Source organism: Pseudomonas sp. FA117 (assembly GCF_057370475.1).
Genome location: NZ_CM170675.1, coordinates 2270971 through 2292326 on the forward strand (window position 1 = coordinate 2270971; position 21356 = coordinate 2292326).

At 67.8% G+C, this 21356-nt stretch carries 17 protein-coding genes and 3 pseudogenes; 12 read left to right on the top strand and 8 right to left on the bottom strand.

What is annotated here, in order from left to right; all coding sequences use genetic code 11:
• The first annotated feature begins 102 nt into the window (after window positions 1-102).
• Complete coding sequence (locus tag AC1TXO_RS10605; protein WP_486406258.1) at window positions 103-645, top strand: RrF2 family transcriptional regulator; 543 nt, start codon at window positions 103-105, stop codon at window positions 643-645.
• Here AC1TXO_RS10605 and AC1TXO_RS10610 read toward each other — a convergent pair.
• Entirely contained in the window at window positions 642-986 is a 345-nt protein-coding gene (locus tag AC1TXO_RS10610) for a cupin domain-containing protein (protein WP_486406259.1), read from the bottom strand. The genes AC1TXO_RS10605 and AC1TXO_RS10610 overlap by 4 nt on opposite strands.
• A gap of 97 nt (window positions 987-1083) precedes the next feature.
• Here AC1TXO_RS10610 and AC1TXO_RS10615 point away from each other — a divergent pair, with 97 nt between their 5' ends.
• From AC1TXO_RS10615 to AC1TXO_RS10625, 3 genes and pseudogenes are all read left to right on the top strand, one after another.
• A complete protein-coding gene (locus AC1TXO_RS10615) occupies window positions 1084-1983 on the top strand; it encodes a LysR family transcriptional regulator (protein ID WP_486406260.1) in 900 nt (299 codons plus the stop codon).
• 113 nt (window positions 1984-2096) lie between these two features.
• A complete protein-coding gene (locus tag AC1TXO_RS10620) occupies window positions 2097-3296 on the top strand; it encodes an MFS transporter (RefSeq protein ID WP_486406261.1) in 1200 nt (399 codons plus the stop codon).
• 26 nt (window positions 3297-3322) lie between these two features.
• Window positions 3323-3487: pseudogene (locus AC1TXO_RS10625) on the top strand (IS110 family transposase); the annotation flags it as partial.
• Window positions 3488-3665: 178 nt separating this feature from the next.
• On the opposite strand, the gene AC1TXO_RS10630 reads toward AC1TXO_RS10625, so the two are convergent.
• Window positions 3666-4331 carry an HAD family hydrolase gene (locus AC1TXO_RS10630; protein ID WP_486406262.1) on the bottom strand — a complete coding sequence of 222 codons (666 nt, stop codon included), beginning with the start codon at window positions 4329-4331 and terminating at the stop codon, window positions 3666-3668.
• A gap of 103 nt (window positions 4332-4434) precedes the next feature.
• Between AC1TXO_RS10630 and lexA the strand changes: the two genes are divergently transcribed.
• Genes lexA through AC1TXO_RS10650 form a run of 4 tightly spaced genes read left to right on the top strand, consistent with a single transcriptional unit; the run spans window position 4435 to window position 10165 of the window.
• Window positions 4435-5043, top strand: a complete 609-nt coding sequence (gene lexA / locus AC1TXO_RS10635; RefSeq protein ID WP_486406263.1) for a transcriptional repressor LexA — start codon at window positions 4435-4437, stop codon at window positions 5041-5043.
• Window positions 5043-5663 (top strand): translesion DNA synthesis-associated protein ImuA, encoded by a 621-nt coding sequence (gene imuA / locus AC1TXO_RS10640; RefSeq protein WP_486406264.1) that lies wholly within the window; start codon window positions 5043-5045, stop codon window positions 5661-5663. Before lexA ends, imuA begins: the two co-directional genes overlap by 1 nt.
• A gap of 6 nt (window positions 5664-5669) precedes the next feature.
• The gene (locus tag AC1TXO_RS10645) at window positions 5670-7088 is read left to right on the top strand and encodes a Y-family DNA polymerase (protein WP_486406265.1); all 1419 of its coding nucleotides are present in this window, start codon (window positions 5670-5672) and stop codon (window positions 7086-7088) included.
• Window positions 7085-10165, top strand: a complete 3081-nt coding sequence (locus AC1TXO_RS10650; protein WP_486406266.1) for an error-prone DNA polymerase — start codon at window positions 7085-7087, stop codon at window positions 10163-10165. The genes AC1TXO_RS10645 and AC1TXO_RS10650 overlap by 4 nt, the downstream gene beginning before the upstream one ends.
• A 60-nt stretch (window positions 10166-10225) precedes the next feature.
• Here AC1TXO_RS10650 and AC1TXO_RS10655 read toward each other — a convergent pair whose 3' ends face one another.
• Window positions 10226-11554, bottom strand: coding sequence for an MFS transporter (locus tag AC1TXO_RS10655; protein ID WP_486406267.1), 1329 nt, complete (start codon window positions 11552-11554; stop codon window positions 10226-10228).
• A 162-nt stretch (window positions 11555-11716) separates the two neighbouring features.
• On the opposite strand from AC1TXO_RS10655, the gene AC1TXO_RS10660 reads away from it, so the two are divergent.
• Window positions 11717-12814 (top strand): sugar diacid recognition domain-containing protein, encoded by a 1098-nt coding sequence (locus tag AC1TXO_RS10660; protein WP_486406268.1) that lies wholly within the window; start codon window positions 11717-11719, stop codon window positions 12812-12814.
• Between the two features lie 118 nt (window positions 12815-12932).
• On the top strand, window positions 12933-14081 hold the full coding sequence (locus tag AC1TXO_RS10665) for a glycerate kinase (protein ID WP_486406269.1): 1149 nt from the start codon (window positions 12933-12935) through the stop codon (window positions 14079-14081).
• Window positions 14082-14089: 8 nt separating this feature from the next.
• Here AC1TXO_RS10665 and AC1TXO_RS10670 read toward each other — a convergent pair whose 3' ends face one another.
• The gene (locus AC1TXO_RS10670; protein WP_486406270.1) at window positions 14090-15049 is read right to left on the bottom strand and encodes a site-specific integrase; all 960 of its coding nucleotides are present in this window, start codon (window positions 15047-15049) and stop codon (window positions 14090-14092) included.
• Between the two features lie 279 nt (window positions 15050-15328).
• Here AC1TXO_RS10670 and AC1TXO_RS10675 point away from each other — a divergent pair.
• Both AC1TXO_RS10675 and AC1TXO_RS10680 read left to right on the top strand, forming a co-directional pair.
• Window positions 15329-16051, top strand: a pseudogene (locus AC1TXO_RS10675) (PAS domain-containing protein); the annotation flags it as partial.
• A gap of 156 nt (window positions 16052-16207) precedes the next feature.
• Window positions 16208-16642 (top strand): annotated as a pseudogene (locus tag AC1TXO_RS10680) (methyl-accepting chemotaxis protein); the annotation flags it as partial.
• A gap of 10 nt (window positions 16643-16652) precedes the next feature.
• On the opposite strand, the gene AC1TXO_RS10685 reads toward AC1TXO_RS10680, so the two are convergent.
• The 4 genes from AC1TXO_RS10685 to AC1TXO_RS10700 form a co-directional block, all read right to left on the bottom strand.
• Window positions 16653-17201 carry a lipocalin family protein gene (locus tag AC1TXO_RS10685; protein ID WP_486406271.1) on the bottom strand — a complete coding sequence of 183 codons (549 nt, stop codon included), beginning with the start codon at window positions 17199-17201 and terminating at the stop codon, window positions 16653-16655.
• Between the two features lie 65 nt (window positions 17202-17266).
• Complete coding sequence (locus tag AC1TXO_RS10690) at window positions 17267-18139, bottom strand: phosphate/phosphite/phosphonate ABC transporter substrate-binding protein (protein ID WP_486406272.1); 873 nt, start codon at window positions 18137-18139, stop codon at window positions 17267-17269.
• Window positions 18127-20454, bottom strand: coding sequence for a putative bifunctional diguanylate cyclase/phosphodiesterase (locus tag AC1TXO_RS10695; protein WP_486406273.1), 2328 nt, complete (start codon window positions 20452-20454; stop codon window positions 18127-18129). The genes AC1TXO_RS10690 and AC1TXO_RS10695 overlap by 13 nt, the downstream gene beginning before the upstream one ends.
• Before the next feature lie 113 nt (window positions 20455-20567).
• The gene (locus tag AC1TXO_RS10700) at window positions 20568-21314 is read right to left on the bottom strand and encodes an enoyl-CoA hydratase (protein WP_486406274.1); all 747 of its coding nucleotides are present in this window, start codon (window positions 21312-21314) and stop codon (window positions 20568-20570) included.
• Window positions 21315-21356: the final 42 nt, after the last annotated feature.

The following is a 21356-nucleotide window of genomic DNA, read 5'->3' on the forward strand; positions in this document are numbered from 1 at the left end:
GGCGATTGATAAAAATGCCCATGGCGACCGGCGGTGGCGCGTGACTTTGCCAGCCAGCAAAGAAGGGCGTACTATTTGCGACAAAATTGGTCGGAGATTGATATGTCGTTATACAGCGCAGGCGTCGAGTACGGCATCCACTGCCTGCTGTTTCTCATCGACGAGCGCGGCGACAGTCGCGACTGCAGCGTGCGTGACCTGGCCGAGTTGCAGGGCGTGCCCCAGGAGTACCTGGCCAAGGTCTTCACCAAGCTGGCGCGTGCCGGGCTGGTGGTGGCCACCGAAGGCGTGCGTGGGGGCTTTCGCCTGGCGCGGCCTTCGGACGAGATCACCGTGCTGGATATCGTCAATGCCATCGATGGGCCGAAGAAGATCTTCGATTGCCGCGAGATCCGCGAGCGCTGCTCGTTGTTCGAGGGTGCGGCGCCCGGCTGGGCGACCGAGGGCACCTGCGCCATTCATGCGGTGATGCTCGGCGCGCAGAAACGCATGGAGGAGGCGCTGGCCCAGCAGACCATCCTCGACCTGGGGCGGCGTTTCGCGCGCAAGGCCCCGGCCGAGTTCGGGCAGAAGGTCAACGACTGGATGAGCGAGCGGCGCGACGGCAAGGGTGCCGCGGGGGAGATCGCGGTGAAGCAGCTTTAACCGGGTTGGCTGGCGCCTGCGTAGAACACCGCCAGCCACACGGTCGTCGCATCGGCCTGGGTCCACTCCACCCGGTGCCGACAGTGCGGCGGGATATCCAGGTGATCGCCTGCCTTGAGCACCCGCGTTTCACTTTCGTGCTCCAGGCGCAAGCCGGCGCTGCCGGTGAGGACTACCACCCATTCGCCCTCGGCCTGGTCGTACCAGAAGCCGGGAGGGCTGCACTGGCCGCTGGAGACGATGCGCTCGATGCGCAGCCCGGGACGGCGCAGCAGGTCGTCGAATTGTTCGGCTGCCGTCGGGTCGAGCGGGGGCAGGGCATTGAACAGGTTGTCGGTCATGGGCGTTCGCCTTTCTTGATTCCGGGCGGTGATTGTAGGAAGGTTCCGTGATTTTCTGCACCCACCCACGCTACGACCAGGCTACGGAACCGCACCCATGGACAAGCTGCTGGCCATCAAAATGTTCATGGCGACCGTCGAAGCCCGCGGCTTTTCTGCCGCCGGGCGGCGATTGGGGGTAGCCACCTCGTCGGTGACGCGCCTGGTCGATGCGCTGGAAAGCGAGCTGGGCACCAGCCTGCTCAATCGCTCGACCCGCCAGGTCAGCCTGACCGAGGCCGGTGTCGGCTACTACCAGCGCGCCCGCGCCATCGTCGATGCCCTGGCCGAAGCCGATGCCAGCGTTGCCGACCGGGGCCAGGAGCCGGTCGGGGTGTTGCGCCTGTGCCTGCCGGTGGAATACGGGCGCCGGGTGATCGCCCCGCACCTGGCGCGTTTCATGGCGCGCTATCCGGCCCTGGAGCTGGATATCGACCTGAGCGACCGCTTCGACGACCTGCTCGACGGCCGCTACGACCTGTCGATCCGCCTGGGCGACCCAGCGCCGAACGACGAGCTGGTCAGCCGCACCCTGGGCACCTTCGAGCGCTGGTTGGTGGCCAGCCCTGGCTACCTGACCAGCCATGCCGCGCTCGAGCACCCGATGCAACTGGCCGAGCACGCCTGCCTGCGCTTTCGCTATGGCGGCCCGGGGCGGCCGTGGCAACTGCGACAGGGCGACACGCTGATCGAGGTGGATGTCGCCGGGCCGTTGCGCTGCGCCAATTCCGACCTGCTGCGCGAGGCCGCTGTGGCGGGCGGCGGTGTCAGCCTGCTGGCCGACTGGCTGGTGCGCGACGATGTCGCCGCCGGGCGGCTGGTGCGCCTGTTCCCCGACTGGCAGGCCAGCCCGATCGGCGCCACTGGCAACATCAATGCCCTGTACCTGCCCAACCATCGCGGTTCGCGGCGGGTAACGGCATTCATCGAGTTCTGCGAGTCGCTGCTGCAGACGTGAGCGGTACGCTGTTGCGCCCTGCGCAAAGCCGCTTTGCGTGCTGCCCCGATTCCCTGAGCGGGCTGCAGCCGTTAAGGTGCGCGGCATGTCTTGCCATGCGTGAATATCCTGAAATGACTGCTTCTGTCGCAACACCCGCTTCATCCGGTACCTCACTGAGCCGAGGCCTGGTGACGCTGCTGGCGTTCTGCTGCGGCGCCATCGTCGCCAACATCTACTATGCCCAGCCCATCGTCGGCTTGATCGCACCGGACCTGGGGCTGTCCACCGAACGCGCCAGCCTGATCGTCTCGCTCACCCAGCTGGGCTATGCCCTGGGCCTGCTGTTGCTGGTGCCGTTGGCCGACCTGGTGGAAAACCGTCGGTTGATGATCGCCACTGCCGTGCTGGCCTGCCTCAGCCTGGTGCTGGCCGGCAGCAGCGGGCATGGCCAGGGTGAGCTGTTCCTGGGCTATGCGCTGCTGATCGGCTTCAGTTCGGTGGCGGTGCAGATGCTGATACCGCTGGCCGCGCACCTGTCGCCGGAGCAGCAGCGTGGCCGGGTGGTCGGCAACATCATGGGAGGCCTGCTGCTGGGCATCCTGCTGGCGCGCCCCCTGTCGAGCCTGGTGGCCGACCATTTTGGCTGGCGTGCAGTGTTCATCGGGGCGGCCGTGCTGATGGCGGCGATCGTGGTGCTGCTGGCATCGACCCTGCCGCGCCGGGTGCCTGCGCACAAGGCCAGCTATGCCGGCCTGATGGCCTCGCTCGGCGGTTTGCTGCGGCGCTATCCGCTGCTGCGCCAGCGCTCGCTGTACCAGGCGCTGATGTTCGCCACCTTCAGCCTGTACTGGACCGCCGTGCCCCTGGCGCTGGCGACCGAGCATGGCTTGTCGCAGAGCCAGATCGCCCTGTTCGCGCTGGTGGGGGCGGTGGGGGCGATTGCCGCACCGATCGCCGGGCGCCTGGCCGATGCCGGGCATGCGCGCCAGGCTTCGCTGCTGGCGCTGGTGCTGGCGCCTCTGTCGCTGCTGTTCGGGCTCAGCGCGCCGGGCTACAGCGTGATCGGCCTGGGGCTTACCGGCGTGTTGCTGGACTTTGCCGTGCAGATGAACATGGTCATCGGCCAGCGTGAGGTGTATGCCCTGGATCCGGCCAGCCGTGGTCGGCTCAATGCGCTGTACATGACCAGCATCTTCATCGGTGGCGCGCTCGGTTCGGCGCTGGCCAGCGGCTTGTATGCCGGCTTCGGCTGGAGCGGCGTTGCGCTGGTGGGCGCGGTGCTGCCGGGGTTGGCGCTGGTGATCTTCCTGATGGTCGGGCGGCGCGGCTAATACCCTGCCCCGACGGTCGTCGGGGTCTCAAGGCGAAGTACCAGGCACTGCGTGCACGAGGAAAGGTAGCCAAGGTCGCGATTGTGGCATGCATGAGAGGTTTCATCGTACGGCTCAATGCGATGCCAGGAACCGGTACTCCCTGGCAGGATGTGGAACTGCCTCGATACGAGAGTGCAATGCTGAGGTAAATCCGAACACAGTACGTGTGGGAGCGGGTTTACCCGCGAAGAAAGCACCGCGCTGCCTGGCACGGCCTACGCCCGTGTTCGCGGGTGAACCCGCTCCCACAGGGATTGGGCTGGCCTCTGGATCTTGAGCAAGACAGTTGCTCCTGCAAGGGGGCGTGGGCCTCTGGTGTCGTGGGATTCAGCCCTGCTTCTGCATCCCGTCGATCAACGCCCACAGCCGTGGATCGTGGTAGTCGTCGATCACCATCCCGGCGCCAGCCTCGAGCAGTCGCTGCGCCGGCTGCGTGGTGGCCAGGGCCACAGTGAAGATGCCGGCGTCGACCGCGGCCTTCACGCCCGGCAGCGAGTCCTCGAACGCCAGTGCCTCTGCCGCCTCGGCGTCCAGACGCTGCAGGCCGGTGAGGTAGGGCAGCGGGTCGGGCTTGGGCCGGGCCAGTTCATCGGCTACCAGAACATGCTCGAAGCGCTCGCCCAGGCCCATGGCGCCGAGCATGTGCTCGGCGTTGAGCCGCGGCGCGTTGGTCACCACGCACATGCCGATGTCATGACGCTTGGCGTGCTCCAGCAGGCTCAGCAGGCCCGGCATCGGTTCGAGGATGGGCGACAATTCGCGGAACAGCGCTTCCTTGCGATCGGCCAGAGCTTTGCATTCGGCTGCATCCTCCCGGGGGAACAGCTCCCTGAACAGCAGGCCGTTGGAGCGCCCGCTGATCTGGGCATTGAACTGCGCCTGGGTCAGTTCGCGTCCGTCGTAGTCATGCAGCAACTGGCGAAACGCCTGCAAGTGCAGGGTATCGGTGTCGGTGAGGGTCCCATCGAGGTCGAACAGCAGGGCGGTCAGCATCGGGCATCCTGGCAGTGGAGAAACAATTCAGCAGCCATCATAGCCAAACTCGCCGACGAAGGGGGCTGTTCAGTGTTCATGGAAAAGAGTACAAATGTGCTCCATGGACAGATTATCCCCCAAACGCCGCGCCATCCTCGAGTTCATCCGCGAGCGCATCGCCGACCACGGCCAGCCCCCGAGCCTGGCCGACATCGCCGAGCGCTTCGGTTTTGCCTCGCGCAGTGTGGCGCGCAAGCACATCACCGCCCTGCATGCGGGTGGCTACATAGAGGTCACGCCCAACCAGGCGCGGGGCATCCGCCTGGCCGAGCCGCTGCGCCGGCCGGAAATCCTCGAGATCCCGGTATTGGGGCGGGTCGCTGCCGGTGCGCCGATCGGCCCCGACCTGGATATCCACGAGCAACTGCTGGTCGACCCGAGCCTGTTCCGGCGCACACCCGACTACCTGCTCAAGGTGCGCGGCGATTCGATGATCGGCGACGGCATCCTCGACGGCGACCTGGTCGGCATCCTCCAGCAGGCCGATGCCCGTGACGGGCAGATCGTCGTCGCCCGGCTCGACGGCGAGGTCACCATCAAGCGCCTGCAGCGGGTGGCCGGTGGTTATCGCCTGCTGCCACGCAACCCGGCCTATGCCCCCATCGACGTCGGCCCCGACCACGAGTTCTGCATCGAAGGCGTGTTCTGCGGCCTGCTGAGGCGTGACTGATGGGCGCGGTAGTCGACCTTGACGGGCTGCTCGACCAGCGCCGGATCTGGCGTGGGCGGCAGGTCCAGGCGCGCCCGCTCGGCCTGCAGCCGACCGGGCATGCAGCATTGGACGAACGCCTGCCCGACGGCGGCTGGCCGGCGGCAGCGCTCAGCGAGTTGCTGCTGGCCAGCCCCGGTTGCGGTGAGCTGCAACTGCTCTGGCCCACGCTTGCCCGGTTGAGCGGCGAGGGTGGACGGGTGGTGCTGGTGGCGCCGCCGTTCATTCCCTATGCGCCCGCCTGGCAGGCTGCAGGTGTCGACCTGCGCTGGCTGGCACAGGTCGAGGCCGAGCCGGACGACGCCCTGTGGGCCGCCGAGCAATGCCTGCGTTCGGGCAGTTGCGCGGCGGTGCTGTGTTGGCCGACGCGTGCCGACGATCGTGCATTGCGCCGCTTGCAGGTGGCCGCCGAAACCGGCGATGCGCTGGCCTTCGCCTGCCGCCCGCAGCAGGCGGCGCACAACCCGTCGCCTGCGGCCCTGCGCATCGCCATCGATGTACGGCCGGCACAGTGGCGCGTGCTCAAATGCCGGGGCGGCCTGGCGCCAGCCATGCCCATCGCCGCCCCCGGGCGAGGCTGATGCAGCATGCTCTGGGCCTGCATCCTGCTGCCGCAACTGGCGCTGGACACCGTCCTGCGCGGGCGGGACGACCCTGATTCGGCGTTGGTGCTGCTGGGTGGCCCGGTGCAGCGACGAGTGCTGCAGGCGGTCAACGCCGCGGCAGCAAACCTCGGCCTGCGTGCCGGGCAGACGCTGACCGCCGCCCGGGCCCTGGCCGACGGTTTTACCTGTGTCGAGGCCGATCCGGCGCGCATCGACGAGGTGCAGCAACTGCTGGCGGCCTGGGCCTACCGCTTCAGCGCCCAGGTCAGCCTGCATTACCCGCGGGCCTTGCTGCTGGAAGTGGGCTCGAGCCTGCAACTGTTCGGCCCGTGGTCGAGCTTCGAGGCGCGCCTGCGCCAGGAGCTTGAAGGGCTTGGCCTGCGCCACCGTATCGTGCTGGCAGGCAACCCGGTGGCGGCACGCATGCTGGTCAACGGCCATGACGGCCTGGCGCTGACCTGCCCGGAGCAGACCCGCGCAGCGCTGGCCCGTATGCCCCTGGACCGGGTCGGCTTGCCGGCCGAGGCTGCGCAAGCCTTGTCGCGCATGGGGCTGCGGCGGCTGGGCGAGGTCATGGCCTTGCCCCGCGACGCCCTGGCCCGGCGGTTTGCCGCGCCTGTGCAGTTGCACCTCGACCAACTCTTCGGCCTGCGCACGCTCGCCCTGGAGTTCTACCAGCCGCCTGACCGGTTCGAGTCGAAGCTGGAACTCAATTTCGACGTGGAGTCGCACCAGGCGCTGCTGTTCCCCCTGCGCCGACTGCTCAACGACCTGGCGGCCTTTCTCGCCGGTCGTGACTGCGGCGTGCAGCGCTTCGAACTGCACCTGGAGCACGCCGAGGGCCCGGACACCGTGCTCAAGGTCGGCCTGCTGGCGGCCGAGCGTGAACCTGCGATGCTCTTCGAACTGGCCCGTGGCCGTCTGGAGCCGTTGCGCATCCCGGCGCCGGTGCGCAACCTGCGCCTGCTGGCCGACGACCTGCCGCCCTTCGTGCCTGAGCGCCGCGCCTTGTTCGACCCGCGCCCGCAGCAGGCCCAGCCCTGGGAGCAGTTGCGCGAGCGCCTGCGCGCGCGCTTGGGCGACGAGGCGGTCAAGTGCCTGCGCGCCGAAGCCGACCACCGCCCCGAGCACGCCTGGCAGGCCTGTGACCAGGGCGCGGCGGGCAGCCTGCAGGTCGTGCCCGGCAGCCGCCCCGGCTGGTTGCTGGCCCAGGCCCAGGCCTTGCCGGAGGTTGGTCTGCACTGGCTCGGCCAGGCCGAGCGCATCGAGTCGGGCTGGTGGGACGGCGGCGATGTGCGCCGCGACTACTACCGCATCGAAACCCGCGAGGGCCTGCGAGGCTGGGCCTACCGCGACCTCGCCCAGCCCGGCCCCTTGTGGCTGCAGGGCTGGTTCGCATGAGCCTGCCCGACTACGCCGAGCTGCATTGCCTGTCGAACTTCAGTTTCCAGCGCGGCGCCTCCAGCGCCGACGAACTGCTGCGCAGGGCCTGCGAGCAGGGCTACCAGGCCCTGGCGATCACCGATGAGTGCACCCTGGCCGGCATCGTCCGCGCCTGGCAGGCGGCCCGCGAGCACGGCGTGCGGTTGATCGTCGGCAGCGAAGTGCAGGTGCAGGAGGGGCCACGCCTGGTATTGCTGGTGGAAAACCTGACTGGCTACCAGAGCCTCTGTGCGCTCATCACCCGCGCCCGTCGCCGGGCCGGGAAGGGCTGTTACCAGCTGCTGGCCGAAGATTTGCAGGCCCATTGCGCCGGGCTGCTGGCGCTGTGGATCGCCGATGACCCCGACGATCCGGCCCCTGGGCGCTGGTTGCAGCCCTTGTTCCCGGAGCGCCTGTGGCTGGCGGTGCACCTGCACCGTGGCAGCGACGATGCCTCGCGCCTGCAACGCTTGCGGGCCATGGCCGGGCAATTGAACATCCGCGCCGTGGCCTGTGGCGATGTGCACATGCACGTACGCGGCCGTCGCGCCCTGCAGGACTGCATGACCGCGATCCGCCAGCACTGCACGGTGGCCGAGGCCGGCCGTTACCTCCATGCCAATGGCGAGCGCCATCTGCGCAGTCGCGAGCAACTGGCCGAGCTGTATCCCGGCGATCTGCTGGCCGAAACCCTGGCCATCGCTGAACGCTGCCGCTTCGACCTGAGCGAGCTGAAGTACCAATACCCCCGCGAACTGGTGCTCGAAGGCCACAGCCCGGCGAGCTGGCTGCGTCACCTGTGCGAGCAGCGCTTGCCGAAACGCTGGCCGCAGGGCGCCAGTGTCGAGGTGTACCAGGCGCTCGACGGCGAGCTGGCGCTGATCGAGGAGCTGGGCTACGAAAGCTACTTCCTGACCGTGCACGACATCGTCGATTTCGCCCGCAGCCAGGGCATCCTCTGCCAGGGGCGGGGTTCTGCAGCCAATTCGGTGGTGTGTTTCGTGCTGGGCATCACCGAACTCGATCCCATGACCCACCGCCTGCTGTTCGAGCGTTTCCTGTCGCGCGAGCGCAACGAGCCGCCGGACATCGACGTGGACTTCGAGCACGACCGCCGCGAGGAAGTGATCCAGTATGTGTTTCGCCGCTACGGTCGGCACCGTGCCGCCCTCACCGCCGTGGTCAGCAGCTACCATGCTGCCGGCGCGGTCCGTGACGTGGCCCGGGTGCTGGGCCTGCCGGCCGATCAGGTGGACGCCCTGGCCAAATGCTGCGGACGCTGGAGCGATCGCATCCCCGATGCCCAGCGCCTGGCCGAAGCCGGTTTCGAGGCGCAGAGCCCTTCGTTGCGGCGCATCCTGGTGCTGGCCGGCGAGCTGATCGGCTTCCCCCGGCACCTGTCGCAGCACCCGGGCGGCTTCGTGATCAGCGAGCAGCCGCTGGACCGGCTGGTGCCGGTGGAAAACGCCGCCATGCCCGAGCGCACCGTCATCCAGTGGGACAAGGACGACCTGGACATGGTCGGGCTGCTCAAGGTCGATGTGCTCGCCCTCGGCATGCTCAGCGCCTTGCGCCGCTGTTTCGACCTGCTCAAGCGTCACCGTGGCCGTGAACTGACTTTGGCCAGCATCCCCCAGGAAGACCCGGCCACCTACGCGATGATCAGCCGGGCCGAGACCATGGGCGTGTTCCAGATCGAGTCGCGGGCGCAGATGGCCATGCTGCCGCGGCTCAAGCCGTGCACCTTCTACGATCTGGTCATCGAGGTGGCGATCGTGCGGCCCGGGCCGATCCAGGGTGACATGGTTCACCCGTACCTGCGCCGACGCCTGGGCGAGGAGCCGATCAGCTATCCCTCGGACAAGCTCGAGGCGGTGTTCAAGCGCACCCTCGGAGTGCCGTTGTTCCAGGAGCAGGTGATGGAGCTGGCCATGGTCGCTGCCGACTACACGCCAGGCGAGGCCGACCAGTTGCGCCGCAGCATGGCGGCCTGGAAGCGCCACGGCGGGCTGGAGCCGCATCGGCTGCGGCTGCTCGACGGCATGCTGCGCAACGGCTACGAGCTGGCATTTGCCGAGCGCATCTTCGAACAGATCAAGGGCTTTGGCAGCTATGGCTTTCCCGAGTCCCACGCTGCCAGCTTCGCCTTGCTGTGCTATGCCAGCAGCTGGCTCAAGTGTCACGAGCCGGCGATCTTCACCTGCGCGCTGGTCAACAGCTGGCCCATGGGGTTCTACAGCCCCGACCAGTTGCTGCAGGAGGCCCGCCGCCAGGGTATCGAGGTACGCCCCGTGGATGTCTTTCACAGCACCTGGGACTGCACCCTCGAGCACAGGGACGACGGAGCCCTGGCCATTCGCCTCGGGCTGCGGCAGATCCGCGGCTTCAGCGAGGACGATGCCCTGCGCCTGCAGCAGGCACGCCAGCAGCGACCCTGGCGCGATGTCGAGGACCTGTGCCTGCGCGCCGCCCTCGACGGCCGGGCCCGCGCGCGCCTGGCCGACGCCGGCGCCCTGCGCGCGCTGGCAAGCGATCGCCATCAGGCGCGTTGGCAGGTCGCAGCGGTGCAGGCGCAACTGCCGCTGTTCGCCGGTCTCGAAGCGGCCCCGGAAGCCGCGGTCAACCTGCCGGTACCCAGCGTCGCCGAAGACCTGTTCAGCGATTACGCCACCCTGGGCACCACCCTCGGCCCGCATCCACTGACGCTGCTGCGGCAGCGCCTGCGCGCCCTGGGCTGTCGCAGCTCCTGCGAGCTGGACGGTGTGGCCGACGGTGACAGCGTGGCGGTGGCGGGCATCGTCGTCGGTCGTCAGCGGCCGCAGACGGCCAGCGGCGTGACCTTCGTCACCCTCGAAGACGAACACGGCATGCTCAACGTGGTGGTGTGGCGGGCGCTGGCCGAGCGTCAGCGGCGGGCGCTGGTCGGTTCGCAACTGCTCAAGGTCAGTGGCCGGCTGGAGCAGCAGAACGGCGTCAGGCACTTGATTGCACGACGCCTGGAGGATGTCAGCGGGCTATTGCATGGGCTGGATGTCCGAAGCCGGGATTTCCATTGACCGGCCGGCACTTCACCGCAGCCGATGCAGGCCGGGCATGAGCGCCCGGCCTGCACAGGGTCAATGCTCCCGGGCAACCTTCAGTGCGCCCGCCCGCGAGACCCGCAGCGCCACCAGGCTGCCCAGGACGATCACCGCCGCCAGGGAATACAGCGCTGCGTCGGTGGAGCCGGTCTGGTCCTTGATGAAACCGACCAGGTACGGGCTGAGGAAGCCGGCCATCTGGCCCACCGAGTTGATGATCGCCAGGCCCGCGACCGCTGCGCTGGCGCTGAGCAGTGCCGTGGGCATTGGCCAGAACATCGGCAGGCCGGTCAGTGCGCCCATGGTCGCGATGGACAGCCCGAGCAGGGCGATGGTCGGGTTGCTGGCGAAGTTCACCGCGATCAGCAGGCCGATGGCGCCCATCAGCATCGGCACCACCAGATGCCAGCGCCGCTCGTTGCGCAGGTCGGCCGAACGACCGACGAGGATCATGAACACCCCGGCCAGCAGGTAGGGGATCGCGCTCAGCCAGCCGATCAGCAGCGGGCTGTCGAAGCCCAGGTTCTTGATGATCGACGGCAGCCAGAAGTTGATCGCGTAGACCCCGCTCTGGATGCAGAAGTACACGAAGCCGAAGGTCCAGATCAGCGGGTTGGTCAGCACGGCCAGCACGCCGTCACCGCTGGGGCTCGGCTTGCTCGCGGCATCGGCGGCAAGGTCGCTGGCGATCAACTGGCGCTCGGCGTCCGACAGCCAGGCCGCTTTCTGGTAGCCGTCACTGAGCAGGAACACCGCCAGGATGCCCAGCAGCACGGTCGGCAGGCCCTGGATCAGGAACATCCACTGCCAGCCCGCCAGGCCATGCTGGCCGGCGGCGAAGTGGTCGAGGATCCAGCCGGAGAACGGCCCGCCGAGCAGGCCCGAAACCGGGATCGCCGACATGAACAAGGCCATGATCCGGCCGCGGCGGTCGGCGGGGAACCAGCGCGAGAGGTACAGCACCACGCCGGGGAAGAAGCCGGCCTCGGCAGCACCGGTGAGCAGGCGCAGGGCGTAGAACTCCATCGGCGTGGTGACGAACAGCAGGCAGGTCGAAAGGCTGCCCCAGGCGATCATCATCACCGCGATCCAGCGCCGCGGGCCGAAGCGGTTGAGCGCCAGGTTGCTGGGCAGGCCGCAGAGGACGTAGCCGATGAAGAAGATACCGGCGCCCAGGCCGTAGATGGTCTCGCTGAACTTCAGCGCATCGAGCATCTGCAGCTTGGCGAAACCGACGTTGACGCGGTCCAGGTAGTTGAACAGGTAGCAGATGAAAATGAACGGGATCAGCCGCAGGGTGATGCGCCGGTACAGCGCATTGCGGCTGGGGTCTTGGCCTTGGTCAGGGGCAGGGCTGTGTGCCATGATGAAATTCTCTGTTGTTATGGTTGTCACCGCGGCGCCTGTCCCGGCGCTCGCCTGAAACGAGTCTCGGCGAGCGGGGCGCTGCTGTCTTTGTGCTTTTGCACAGCGTAGGGCAGCCATGGCTGTGCCGCGGAACAAAGTCTGCCAGTGCAAGGAACCCACATGTTCGAGCTTGACCACGACCTGGCCCAGGATATCGTCGACCGGGCGATGGCGATTCTGCCATGCAACGTCAATGTCATGGACAGCCAGGGCCTGATCCTGGGCAGCGGCGAGCCGGAGCGCATCAACACCCGGCACGAGGGTGCGCAACTGGTGCTGGCCAATGGGCGTATCGTCGAACTCGACAGCGAGGCGGCCAAGTGCCTGAAAGGGGTGCAGCCAGGGGTGAACCTGCCGCTGATGCTCGACGACCGGCTGATTGGCGTGCTTGGCCTGACCGGTGATCCGCAACACCTGCGCACCTATGGCGAACTGGTGCGCATGACCGCCGAAATGCTTCTGGCCCAGCGCCATCTGCAGGTCGAGCAGCAATGGCGACGCCAGCGCTGCGATGACCTGCTGGCACTGCTGCTGGGCGGCAGCGGCGAGTCGACGCGGCTGGTGGACGAGGCTCGACAGCTTGGGCTCAAACCGCAGCTGGCACGTGTGCCGTGCCTGTTCGAGCTGGAGGGCGGGCCGCCGGGCGAGGCGTTGTCGGCCTGGCTGAGCAGCCGCTATCCGGACAGCTGGTGCGTGAGCCCGGCGCGCCAGTCGCTGCTCTGGTGCCGACCGGCGAGTGTGGCACTGGATGAGGTACGCCTGCTCGAACGCCTGCAGCGCCACGGCTGGCAGGTCCAGCGCATGGCCCTGGGCAGCGCGGCGCACAGCCTCGAGCAGTTGCGCCGGGGCTACCGGCGGGTCCGCGACCTGCTGGCTTATGGCCGCGAGGTGGTGCCCATGGAGGCGGTGCTGAGCCTGTCGCGCTACCGCCTGCCGGCCTTGCTCTGGCGCCACCGCAACGACGATGCCCTGGATGAGCTGCTCGAGCCGCTGCAACGCATCCGCAGCAAGGATGCCAGCGGCCAGCTGCTCGCCACCCTGCGCGCCTGGTGTACCCACGACGGGCAGAGCCAGGCCTGCGCCGATGCCCTGGGCATCCACCGCAACAGCCTGCGCTATCGGCTGGAGCGCATTGCCGAGCTGGGCGAGGTGGATCCGTTGCGCCTGGAGGGGATGCTCAGCCTGTACCTGGGCCTGCAGTTGCTGCCGGCCGAGTGACACGGCGCCCGCCACAGGCATTTGCCCAAACAACCGGCCGGGCGCTTTGTGCATCCGACCGAGGCCGCTCTGGCGTGCAGCTGTCAGCATGCGGGCTATCAGGACCAGGAGATCTCCCATGAAAGTCGTCATCGCCCCCGATTCGTTCAAGGACAGCCTCGATGCCGCCGGTGTCGCCCGTGCCATCAGCGCCGGGCTGGCCAAGGTCTGGCCCGATGCCGAGCGCATCGAGTGCCCGATGGCCGATGGCGGTGAGGGCACCATGGAAGCGATCGTCGCGGCCAGCGAGGGCGAGCAACGGCGCCAGGTGGTGCGCGGGCCGCTGGGCGCGCCAGTCGAGGCGAGCTGGGGCTGGCTGGCGCAGAGCCGTACCGCGGTGATCGAGATGGCCCAGGCCAGCGGTATCCAGCTGTTGCCCAGCGGCGAGCGCGATGCCTGCCGCAGCAGCACCTGGGGCACCGGGGAATTGATCGCCGCGGCCCTGGCAGCGGGTGCCCAGCGCATCGTCCTGGCCATCGGCGGCAGCGCCACCAACGACGCCGGCAGCGGCATGCTGCGTGCCCTGGGGCTACGTTTGCTGGATCGTAACGGCGAGCCACTGGCCGAGGGCGGACTGGCCCTGGCGCAGCTCGCGCGCATCGATGCCAGCGACCTCGATCCGCGTCTGGGCGAGGTGCAGTTCGAGGTGGCGGCGGACGTCGACAACCCGTTGTGCGGCGCCAACGGCGCCTCGGCGATCTTCGGCCCGCAGAAGGGCGCGACCCCCGGACAGGTGCTGGCGCTGGACCAGGCACTGGGGCATTTCGCCGACCATTGCGCGCAGTTGCTGGGAGAGGATGTGCGCGAGTCCCCTGGCTCCGGCGCGGCGGGCGGCATGGGCTTTGCGGCCAAGGCCTTCATGGGCGCGCGGTTTCGGCCCGGGGTCGAGGTGGTGGCTGAACTCGCCGGGCTGGATGCGCTGGTGCAAGGTGCGGATCTGCTGATCACCGGCGAAGGGCGGTTCGATGCCCAGACCTTGCGCGGCAAGACGCCGCTGGGCGTGGCCCGTGTGGCCAAGCGGCATGCCGTGCCGGTGGTGGTGATTGCCGGAACCCTGGGGGAGGGCTACGAGGCGCTGTATGCGCAAGGTATCGATGCGGCGTTTGCCTTGACCAGCGGGCCGATGACGCTCGAGCGCGCCTGTGCCGAGGCCGGGGCGTTGCTCGAAGCGCGCGCCGGCGACATCGCCCGCCTGTGGCAGGCAGCGCGCAGCCCCGTTCGTGGGTAAACCCGCGCCTATGACAGAGGCGGTGGTGATTTGCCCGACGTGAGAAGCCCCGTCACCGCCAGCTCTCCGAAAGCCTCTCCGGCCTCGATATAGCGCAGGGCCGACTTGGCATCCTTCCAGCCCACATAGCCCATCAGCGCCTTGAGCTCCCAGCCATTGGCGGTAGCCCAGGTGGCGAAGCCGCGCCGCAGCGAGTGGCCGGTGTACAGCGCTGCAGGCACCCCGGCGCGTTCGAGCATCCGTCGCAGCAGGCCGATCAGGCTGTTGCTGTGCAATGCACTGTCGCCCAGGTGCCCCCAGCGGTCGAGCTTGCGAAACACCGGGCCGTGGGCGATGCCCGCCACTTCGAGCCATTGCAGGTAGGCGCTCACCGGGCACAATGCCCTGAGCGCCGGGGTACGATGCTGCACGCCCAAGGCTTCACGGTCACCCTTGCTGCGCGGCAGGAACAGGGTGATGCCCACCCCGGGTTCGGCCTGGATGTGCTCGACCCGCAGGCGGGCCAGTTCATCGCCACGAAACCCGCGCCAGAAACCCAGCAACAGCAAGGCCGCATCACGCCGGGCGCGCAGCAGGCCGGGCAGGTCGTGCTGCGCCTGGGCATTGCGCGCTTCTGCTTCGAAACAACTCACGGCGGTCTGCAGGTGCTGCAGCAGCAACGGTGCGGCCTGGCGGGGCGGCGTCGGGTGCAGGGTGCGGATGCCGCGCAGCACCTGGCGCACCAGCGGCGCCTTGGTCGGGTCGGGGAAGCCTTGCGTCACATGCCACTGGCTGAGCGCCGCGAGGCGCTGGCGCAGGGTGCTGACCGCATGCTGGCCGGCATGCTCGGCCAGGTAGCGGGCGATGGTGTCGGCGGTGGCCGGCAGGAATCCTCCCCAGTGCACCTCGAAATGCTCGACGGCCGATTGGTAGCTGCGGCGGGTGTTGTCACGGGTGGCGGCGCGGACATAGCGCTCGATATCGGTCATGGCGGCAGGGTGCGAAACGCAGATGAGAACACCTTAAACCAGCCCGGCCGCGAGCGCCATCGCGGGGCGAATGACCCAAGAGAGCAACCGTTCATCGGATGAATCGTTATCTTGTAACGTTTTAATAGCACTTTGATGGCGGTACTCGGTCTGTCCTGAGATGCTGCATCACGTTCTCGTTTGAAAGTGACAGGCCCCCGCACCGGGGGACTGAGTGCCACCAGGGAAGCTGGCTTGCAGGATGCGTGTACCACCACACAACTGTTTGCAAGGTGTCCCATGTTCGATCGGAAAGTCAAAGCTCGGCTCGCGGCAAGCGAGGCCGAGGTCAAACGTTTGCGCGCATTGCTCGACCCTCTGGAGCAGGGCAGCCTGGCTCTGCGCCTGGATGCCAGTCTGAGGATCATCGCCTGCAACCAGGCCTGCGCCGCAGTGCTCGGTCAGCCCGCCGGGGCTTTGGTCGGCCGGGCGCTGGCCGATATCATCCCAGGCTATGTGACGTCGCTGCCGTGCTACCGGCAGTTCACCCAGGCCGTTTCACGCCTGGAGCCGGTGGGCGATGATTACCGTTTCCTCGCCGCCGATGGCCGTCTGCTCTGGCTGCGTCTCAGGTGGCTGCCGGTGCGCGGCGAAGATGGCCGCCTGGACTACATCCAGGGCTATGGCAGCGATGTCTCTGCCGAAGTCGGGCAGATCCGCGAGAACAGCGCTTTCATCGAAGCCCTGTTCCGCTCGACGGCGGTCATCCAGTTCGACCTGGGCGGCAACATCATCGACGCCAACGAGCAGTTTACCGGGGTCATGGGCTATTCGCTCGAGCGTCTGGCCGGCCAGCACCACCGGATGTTCTGTCCGGCCGAAGAAGCAGCCACGCCGGCCTATGCCGAATTCTGGAAGACCCTCAACAGCGGGCGCTATGTCAGCGGGCGTTTTCGCCGGCTGGACAGCCGCGGCCAGGAGGTCTGGCTGGAGGCCAGCTACAACCCGGTCTACGATGCCGAGGGCAAGATCAGCCGGGTGATCAAGTTCGCCTCGGTGGTCACTGATCAGGTGCGCAAGGAACACGACATCCGCCGCGCTGCGCAGGTCGCCCTGGAGGTGTCGCACAACACCGACGTCAGTGCCCGCGAAGGCGCCAGCGTGGTTCAGGAGGCCGTGCAGACCATGCAGTCGGTGGCCGCGCAGATGCAGTCGGCCTCGGCCACCATCGAGGCGTTGGGCAAGCAGTCGGTGGTCATCAGCTCGATCGTGCAGACCATCGGCAGCATCGCCTCGCAGACCAACCTGCTGGCGCTCAACGCAGCCATCGAGGCCGCTCGCGCAGGGGAGCAGGGGCGTGGCTTTGCCGTGGTCGCCGATGAGGTGCGCCAGCTCGCTGCACGCACCAGTGCCGCGACCGAAGAGATCGTCGCAGTGGTGGCGCGCAACCAGCAACTGGCCGATCAGGCGGTGGTGGAAATCGAGAACAGCCGCGACCAGGCTGGCGTCGGGCTGACCCTCGCCGGCCAGGCCGGCAGCGCCATCACCGATATCCAGGAAGGCGCGCGGCGGGTGGTGCAGGCGGTCGGGCAGGTCACCCAGGACCTGCGCTGAACCGCCTGGATCAGTCGGGCTGGCGCCAGATCAGCTCGCGGGTGTCGTAGCCGCGCTGGCGGGCGACTTCCAGCAGCTGGTTGCGCGTGCGCTCGCTGACGGTGGGCGTGCGCGACAGCAGCCACAGGTACTCGCGATTCGGATGCCCGACCACCGCCACGCGGTAGTCCGGGTCGTGGTACAGCACCCAGTACTCGCCCTTGGCAGTGTCCGGGGCCAGTTTGCTGAACCAGTTGTCGAACCTCACCCACAGCTTGTCGGTCTGGCCGGGCTGCTGCAACTGGGCGACGCCGGTCGCCTCCTGCCACTCGCCGTCTTCGTCACGGCAGCGGTTGGTGACATCGACCTGGCCGTCCTTGCGCAGGGCGTAGTTCGCCTCGGACTGCACGCAGTCTCTCTGGAAGAACATCGGCAGGCGCGCCAGCTCGTACCATTTGCCCTGGTACTGCTCGAGATTGACCGCCATGGTCCTGGGTGGCGGCTTGTCTGCCGAGGAACCGACGCAACCGCCCAGCGCCAGGGCCAGGCAGGAAACCAGCAGGGTGGCGCGAATCGCCATGGGCTACCTCCGAAAGGGGGGAATGTCATGGCTTGGATGCCGGGCGACGGCGAAAGTTGAATCTTTCAGCGTGGCGGCAGCGCGGCGTCCATCATGCGCTCGAGCCCTGCGTATTCGGCGTGGCTGACCGCCACCAGGCCGCTGGCATCCTGCGAACGGGCGAAGGCGGCGAGGGCGGCAGGGTCGTCGAGCATGGCCTGGCGGATGCGCGTCTTCAGCGCCGGGCACAGGTTGGCGCTGAACACGTAGGGGTCGTAGTAGATCGGGGTCGAACGCCACAGCACCTGCAACATGGCCGGGTCGATGGCGTGGCTGGCGAGGTAGGCGTCGACCCGCTCGCTGGCGACGAAGGCCGCATCGACACGCCCATCGAGCAGAGCCTGCAGCGCCTTGTCGTGGGTGCCGGCATACACCAGCGCCGCGAAATACTGCTGCAGCGGTGTGCTCACCTGCGCAGCGAACTCGACGCTGGGCACCAGGCTGCCGGAGGTGCTGGCCGGGTCGCTCAGCGCCACGCGCTTGCCGCGCAGTGCGGCCACGTCCGCAGCGCCCTCGCGCCGGGTGAGCAGCAGGGCCTGATAGTGGTTGCCGGCCGGCGTATAGGGGCCGGCGCTCAAGGTGAAGGTGGCGAAGGCCTCGACCCGTGGATCCCGGCGGTGCGCCAGCACATAGGAGGCCGGTCCCAGCCGGGCGATGTCGGCACCCCCGGAAACGATGGCATCGACCACCCCCTCGTAGGACGGTGCGACCACCAGCTCCACCGGCACGCCGGTGGCCTCGCTCAGGCGCTGCAACAACGGCTGGTTCTCGTGCAGCATGGCCTCGGCCCCCTTCAGCGGGATCACCGCCAGGCGCAGGCTGCGCGGGGTGCAGTCGGCCAGTGCCGCGACCGGCAGCAGCATCAGGGCGAGCAGGGTGAGCGCCTTCAGTGCACGCATGATGGTTCCTCCAGGGCACTGAAGGGCGGATATTCGCGCAGTTGGGCCGGCGACAGCGGACGGCTGAAGTGATAACCCTGGGCGATGTCGCAGCCTGCGAGTTTCAGGCACACCACCTGCTCGCGGGTCTCCACGCCCTCGGCCACCACTTCCAGGCCCAGGCGCTTGGCCAGGATGATGGTCGAGGAAACGATCGGGCTGTCGTCATGGCTGTTGCACAGCGTGGCGATCAGCGCGCGGTCGATCTTCAGCTTCGACAGCGGCAGCGCCTGCAGGTGGGCGAAGCCTGCATAGCCTCGGCCGAAATCGTCGAGGCTGATGCCGATGCCGGCCGCACGCAGCCGGTGCAGGTGTTCCAGCGCCGTGCCCTCGGGGTCGAGCACGGTGGTTTCGGTGATTTCCAGCTCCAGTTGACGGGCGTCGATGGCATGCTGCGCCAGGGTCGCCAGCAGGCACTCGCTGAAGTCGGCCTGGCGCAGTTGCAGCGCCGAGACATTGACCGCAAGGCGCGTATCCCGCCCTTGCGCCTGCCAGCGCGCCAGCTCTTCGCAGGCCAGGCGCAGCACTTCCCAGCCCAGCTCGACGATGAAGCCACTGCGTTCGGCCATGCCGATGAAACGGTCGGGGTAGAGCAGGCCGAACTCGGGATGCTGCCAGCGCACCAGCGCTTCGTAGCCCAGCACCTGAAGGTTGTCCAGGCGGATCTGCGGCTGGAAGTGCAGGACGAACTGGCGCTCGGCCAGGGCGCTGCCAAAAGCCTGTTCGAGGGTGAAAGCCTGGATGTCGGGCAGGTTCAGCGAGGGGTCGAAGAAACGATACTGGGCACGTCCGGCCTGCTTGGCCGAATACATCGCAGCGTCTGCGCAGCGGATCAGGCTGTCGATCTCCTGGTCGTCGCGCGGGGCGATGCTCACGCCGACGCTGGGGCTGGTGTTGACCTCCTTGCCGTCCAGCGCGTAGGTCGCCGACAGCTTGAGCACCAGCGCGCGCACCCAGGCGTCGATCTGCTCCTCGCTGCGCTCGCCGGCCAGCAGCACCACGAATTCGTCACCGCCGAAACGCGAAGCTTCGTCCTCGGGCTCGAGCATGCGCTGGATGCGCCCGGCCACGGCTTGCAACAGCAGGTCGCCGATCTTGTGGCCGAGCGAGTCGTTGATCGACTTGAAACGGTCCATGTCGATGAACAGGATCGCCGTCAGACGCCGCCGGCTGCGTTGCCGGGCAAGGGTGTGGGCGGCGACTTCGACGAACTGGCGGCGGTTGTGCAGACCGCTCAGGTGATCGGTGGCGGCGGCGTGGCTGCTGCGTCGGTGCTCGTCTTCGAGGCGGCCGATCAATTGCTGGTTGACCTGCTGCGCCTGCTCCAGCTCGCTGAAGGCCTCCTGGCGCTTGCGCAACAGGCGCAGGCTCCAGAACAGACCGCCGAGGATCAGCAGGGTCATGCACAGGTTCAGCCAGAACTGGCGGGTGGAGGCGAGATTGGCAGGGGCGAGGATTTCGTCCTGGCGCTGGCTGACCACCACGCTGAAGCCGCGGTCGGAGGCTCTGCGGTACAGGCTCTGGTAGGTGGCGTCGTAGGTGTACTGGCTGAACTGGCCGGCGTCGCTGTTGCCACTGGGCAGCTCCGGCTCCAGGGATTCGCCGGCCACCACCACGCCGCTGCTGTCGATGCGTACCCGTTCCTGGCCATCGCCCTGGAGCAGGCGCATCAGGCCGCTGTGGCCCAGGTCGATGTGCTGGAACAGTACGGCCAGGTAGCCGATATCCAGCTGCACCACGAGGATGTTGTCGATCTCGCGCCCTGGCAGGTCGGTCAGTGGCAGCAGGAACGGCAGGCGCCAGCGGGGCAGCGCGGTAGGTGATGTGTCCGGGGCGATCTGCGGCATGAAGGGCTTGAAGCCGTGATGGGCGACGTGCTCCTTGAGCTGCCTGAGCCAGTCGTCCGGCAGTTGCGGCGCTCCATCGGGGTGGCTGGCAGACACCAGGCGTCCATGCTGGTCGTACAGGCTCATGCGCTTGAACACCGGGTCTTCGGCCAGCAGCCGGGCCAGGCTGAGATTGCCCTGGCGCATGCTCAGCAGGTCATCCTGGGTCACCCGGCCCACGGCCTGGGCGCGATCGACCAACTGACGCAGGCTCTCGCCGACGATACTGGCCAGGTTCAGGTGCTCGGCGGCCTTGGCCGCCAGGGCGTCATGCCGTGCCGCGGCTTTCTGGGTGAAATGCAGCCCCCACAGGAAGGCCAGGGTGATGGTGCACAGCATCAGCAGCAGCAGGGGCAGCAAGCCTGCCGGCGAGGGGGAGCGGCGGTTCACGTCATGTTGTTCCCGAGCCCTGTGGTTCAGCCAAAATAAGACAGCAAGATGACAAGGGAATGACTAGTGGCTAAATGATTCTACTGCCCTCATCTCGTGCAGGGCCGGGCTTGCTACGCCTTGACCAGCGCCTGCAGCGCCGCCCTGGCCTCATCGCTGGCCAGGCACTGGATGAACAACTCACCCTCGCGCCGCACCGTCTCCTCCAGCTCTCGACGCTGGCCATCCTTGAGCAGGCGCTTGCTGATCCGCAATGCCTGTTGGGGCATGGCCTGCAAACGTCGGGCAAGCGCTACCGCTGCCGTCAGGCACTGGTCGCCATCATCGTGCAGTTCGTTCACCAGGCCCCAGGCCAGTGCCTGTTCGCCATCGAGCGGTTCATTGGCCAGCAGCAGCCGCGCTGCCCGCTGCTGTCCCAACAGGCGCGGCAGCAGCAGGCTCGAACCAAACTCCGGGCACACGCCCAAGGGTGCGAAGGGCATGCGCAGCTTTGCCGAGCGGCTGGCCAGCACCTGGTCGCAGTGCAGCAGAAGGGTGCAGCCGATGCCGATGGCCGGCCCGCTGACGGCGGCGATCAGGGGTTTGTCCAGCGCCAGCACAGTGCGCATCATGCGAAACACCGGGCTGTCCAGGTCGCGTGGCGGGTTGTCGAGAAAATCGCGCAGGTCGTTGCCGGCGCTGAAACAGGCTGCGCCACCGGTCAGCAGGATCACCTCGACAGCCGCGTCTTCACTGGCTGCCTGAAGCTGGCAGTGCAGTTCGCTGTACATCGCGCCGTTGAGCGCGTTGAGCTTGTCGGGGCGGTTGAACGTCAGGGTCAGCAGGCCCTGGTCGAGGGTGCGGGTGATCAGGTCGGTCATGGCGGGGCATTCTTGTTATTGGCCGGAGCACAGGGTTTATCA

What these genes read in the sequence shown, in the direction of transcription:
- AC1TXO_RS10605 (WP_486406258.1), top strand. Translation starts at nt 103, where the DNA reads ATGTCGTTATACAGCGCAGGCGTCGAGTACGGCATCCACTGCCTGCTG.
- AC1TXO_RS10610 (WP_486406259.1), bottom strand. Translation starts at nt 986, where the DNA reads ATGACCGACAACCTGTTCAATGCCCTGCCCCCGCTCGACCCGACGGCA.
- AC1TXO_RS10615 (WP_486406260.1), top strand. Translation starts at nt 1,084, where the DNA reads ATGGACAAGCTGCTGGCCATCAAAATGTTCATGGCGACCGTCGAAGCC.
- AC1TXO_RS10620 (WP_486406261.1), top strand. Translation starts at nt 2,097, where the DNA reads ATGACTGCTTCTGTCGCAACACCCGCTTCATCCGGTACCTCACTGAGC.
- AC1TXO_RS10630 (WP_486406262.1), bottom strand. Translation starts at nt 4,331, where the DNA reads ATGCTGACCGCCCTGCTGTTCGACCTCGATGGGACCCTCACCGACACC.
- lexA (WP_486406263.1), top strand. Translation starts at nt 4,435, where the DNA reads ATGGACAGATTATCCCCCAAACGCCGCGCCATCCTCGAGTTCATCCGC.
- imuA (WP_486406264.1), top strand. Translation starts at nt 5,043, where the DNA reads ATGGGCGCGGTAGTCGACCTTGACGGGCTGCTCGACCAGCGCCGGATC.
- AC1TXO_RS10645 (WP_486406265.1), top strand. Translation starts at nt 5,670, where the DNA reads ATGCTCTGGGCCTGCATCCTGCTGCCGCAACTGGCGCTGGACACCGTC.
- AC1TXO_RS10650 (WP_486406266.1), top strand. Translation starts at nt 7,085, where the DNA reads ATGAGCCTGCCCGACTACGCCGAGCTGCATTGCCTGTCGAACTTCAGT.
- AC1TXO_RS10655 (WP_486406267.1), bottom strand. Translation starts at nt 11,554, where the DNA reads ATGGCACACAGCCCTGCCCCTGACCAAGGCCAAGACCCCAGCCGCAAT.
- AC1TXO_RS10660 (WP_486406268.1), top strand. Translation starts at nt 11,717, where the DNA reads ATGTTCGAGCTTGACCACGACCTGGCCCAGGATATCGTCGACCGGGCG.
- AC1TXO_RS10665 (WP_486406269.1), top strand. Translation starts at nt 12,933, where the DNA reads ATGAAAGTCGTCATCGCCCCCGATTCGTTCAAGGACAGCCTCGATGCC.
- AC1TXO_RS10670 (WP_486406270.1), bottom strand. Translation starts at nt 15,049, where the DNA reads ATGACCGATATCGAGCGCTATGTCCGCGCCGCCACCCGTGACAACACC.
- AC1TXO_RS10685 (WP_486406271.1), bottom strand. Translation starts at nt 17,201, where the DNA reads ATGGCGATTCGCGCCACCCTGCTGGTTTCCTGCCTGGCCCTGGCGCTG.
- AC1TXO_RS10690 (WP_486406272.1), bottom strand. Translation starts at nt 18,139, where the DNA reads ATGCGTGCACTGAAGGCGCTCACCCTGCTCGCCCTGATGCTGCTGCCG.
- AC1TXO_RS10700 (WP_486406274.1), bottom strand. Translation starts at nt 21,314, where the DNA reads ATGACCGACCTGATCACCCGCACCCTCGACCAGGGCCTGCTGACCCTG.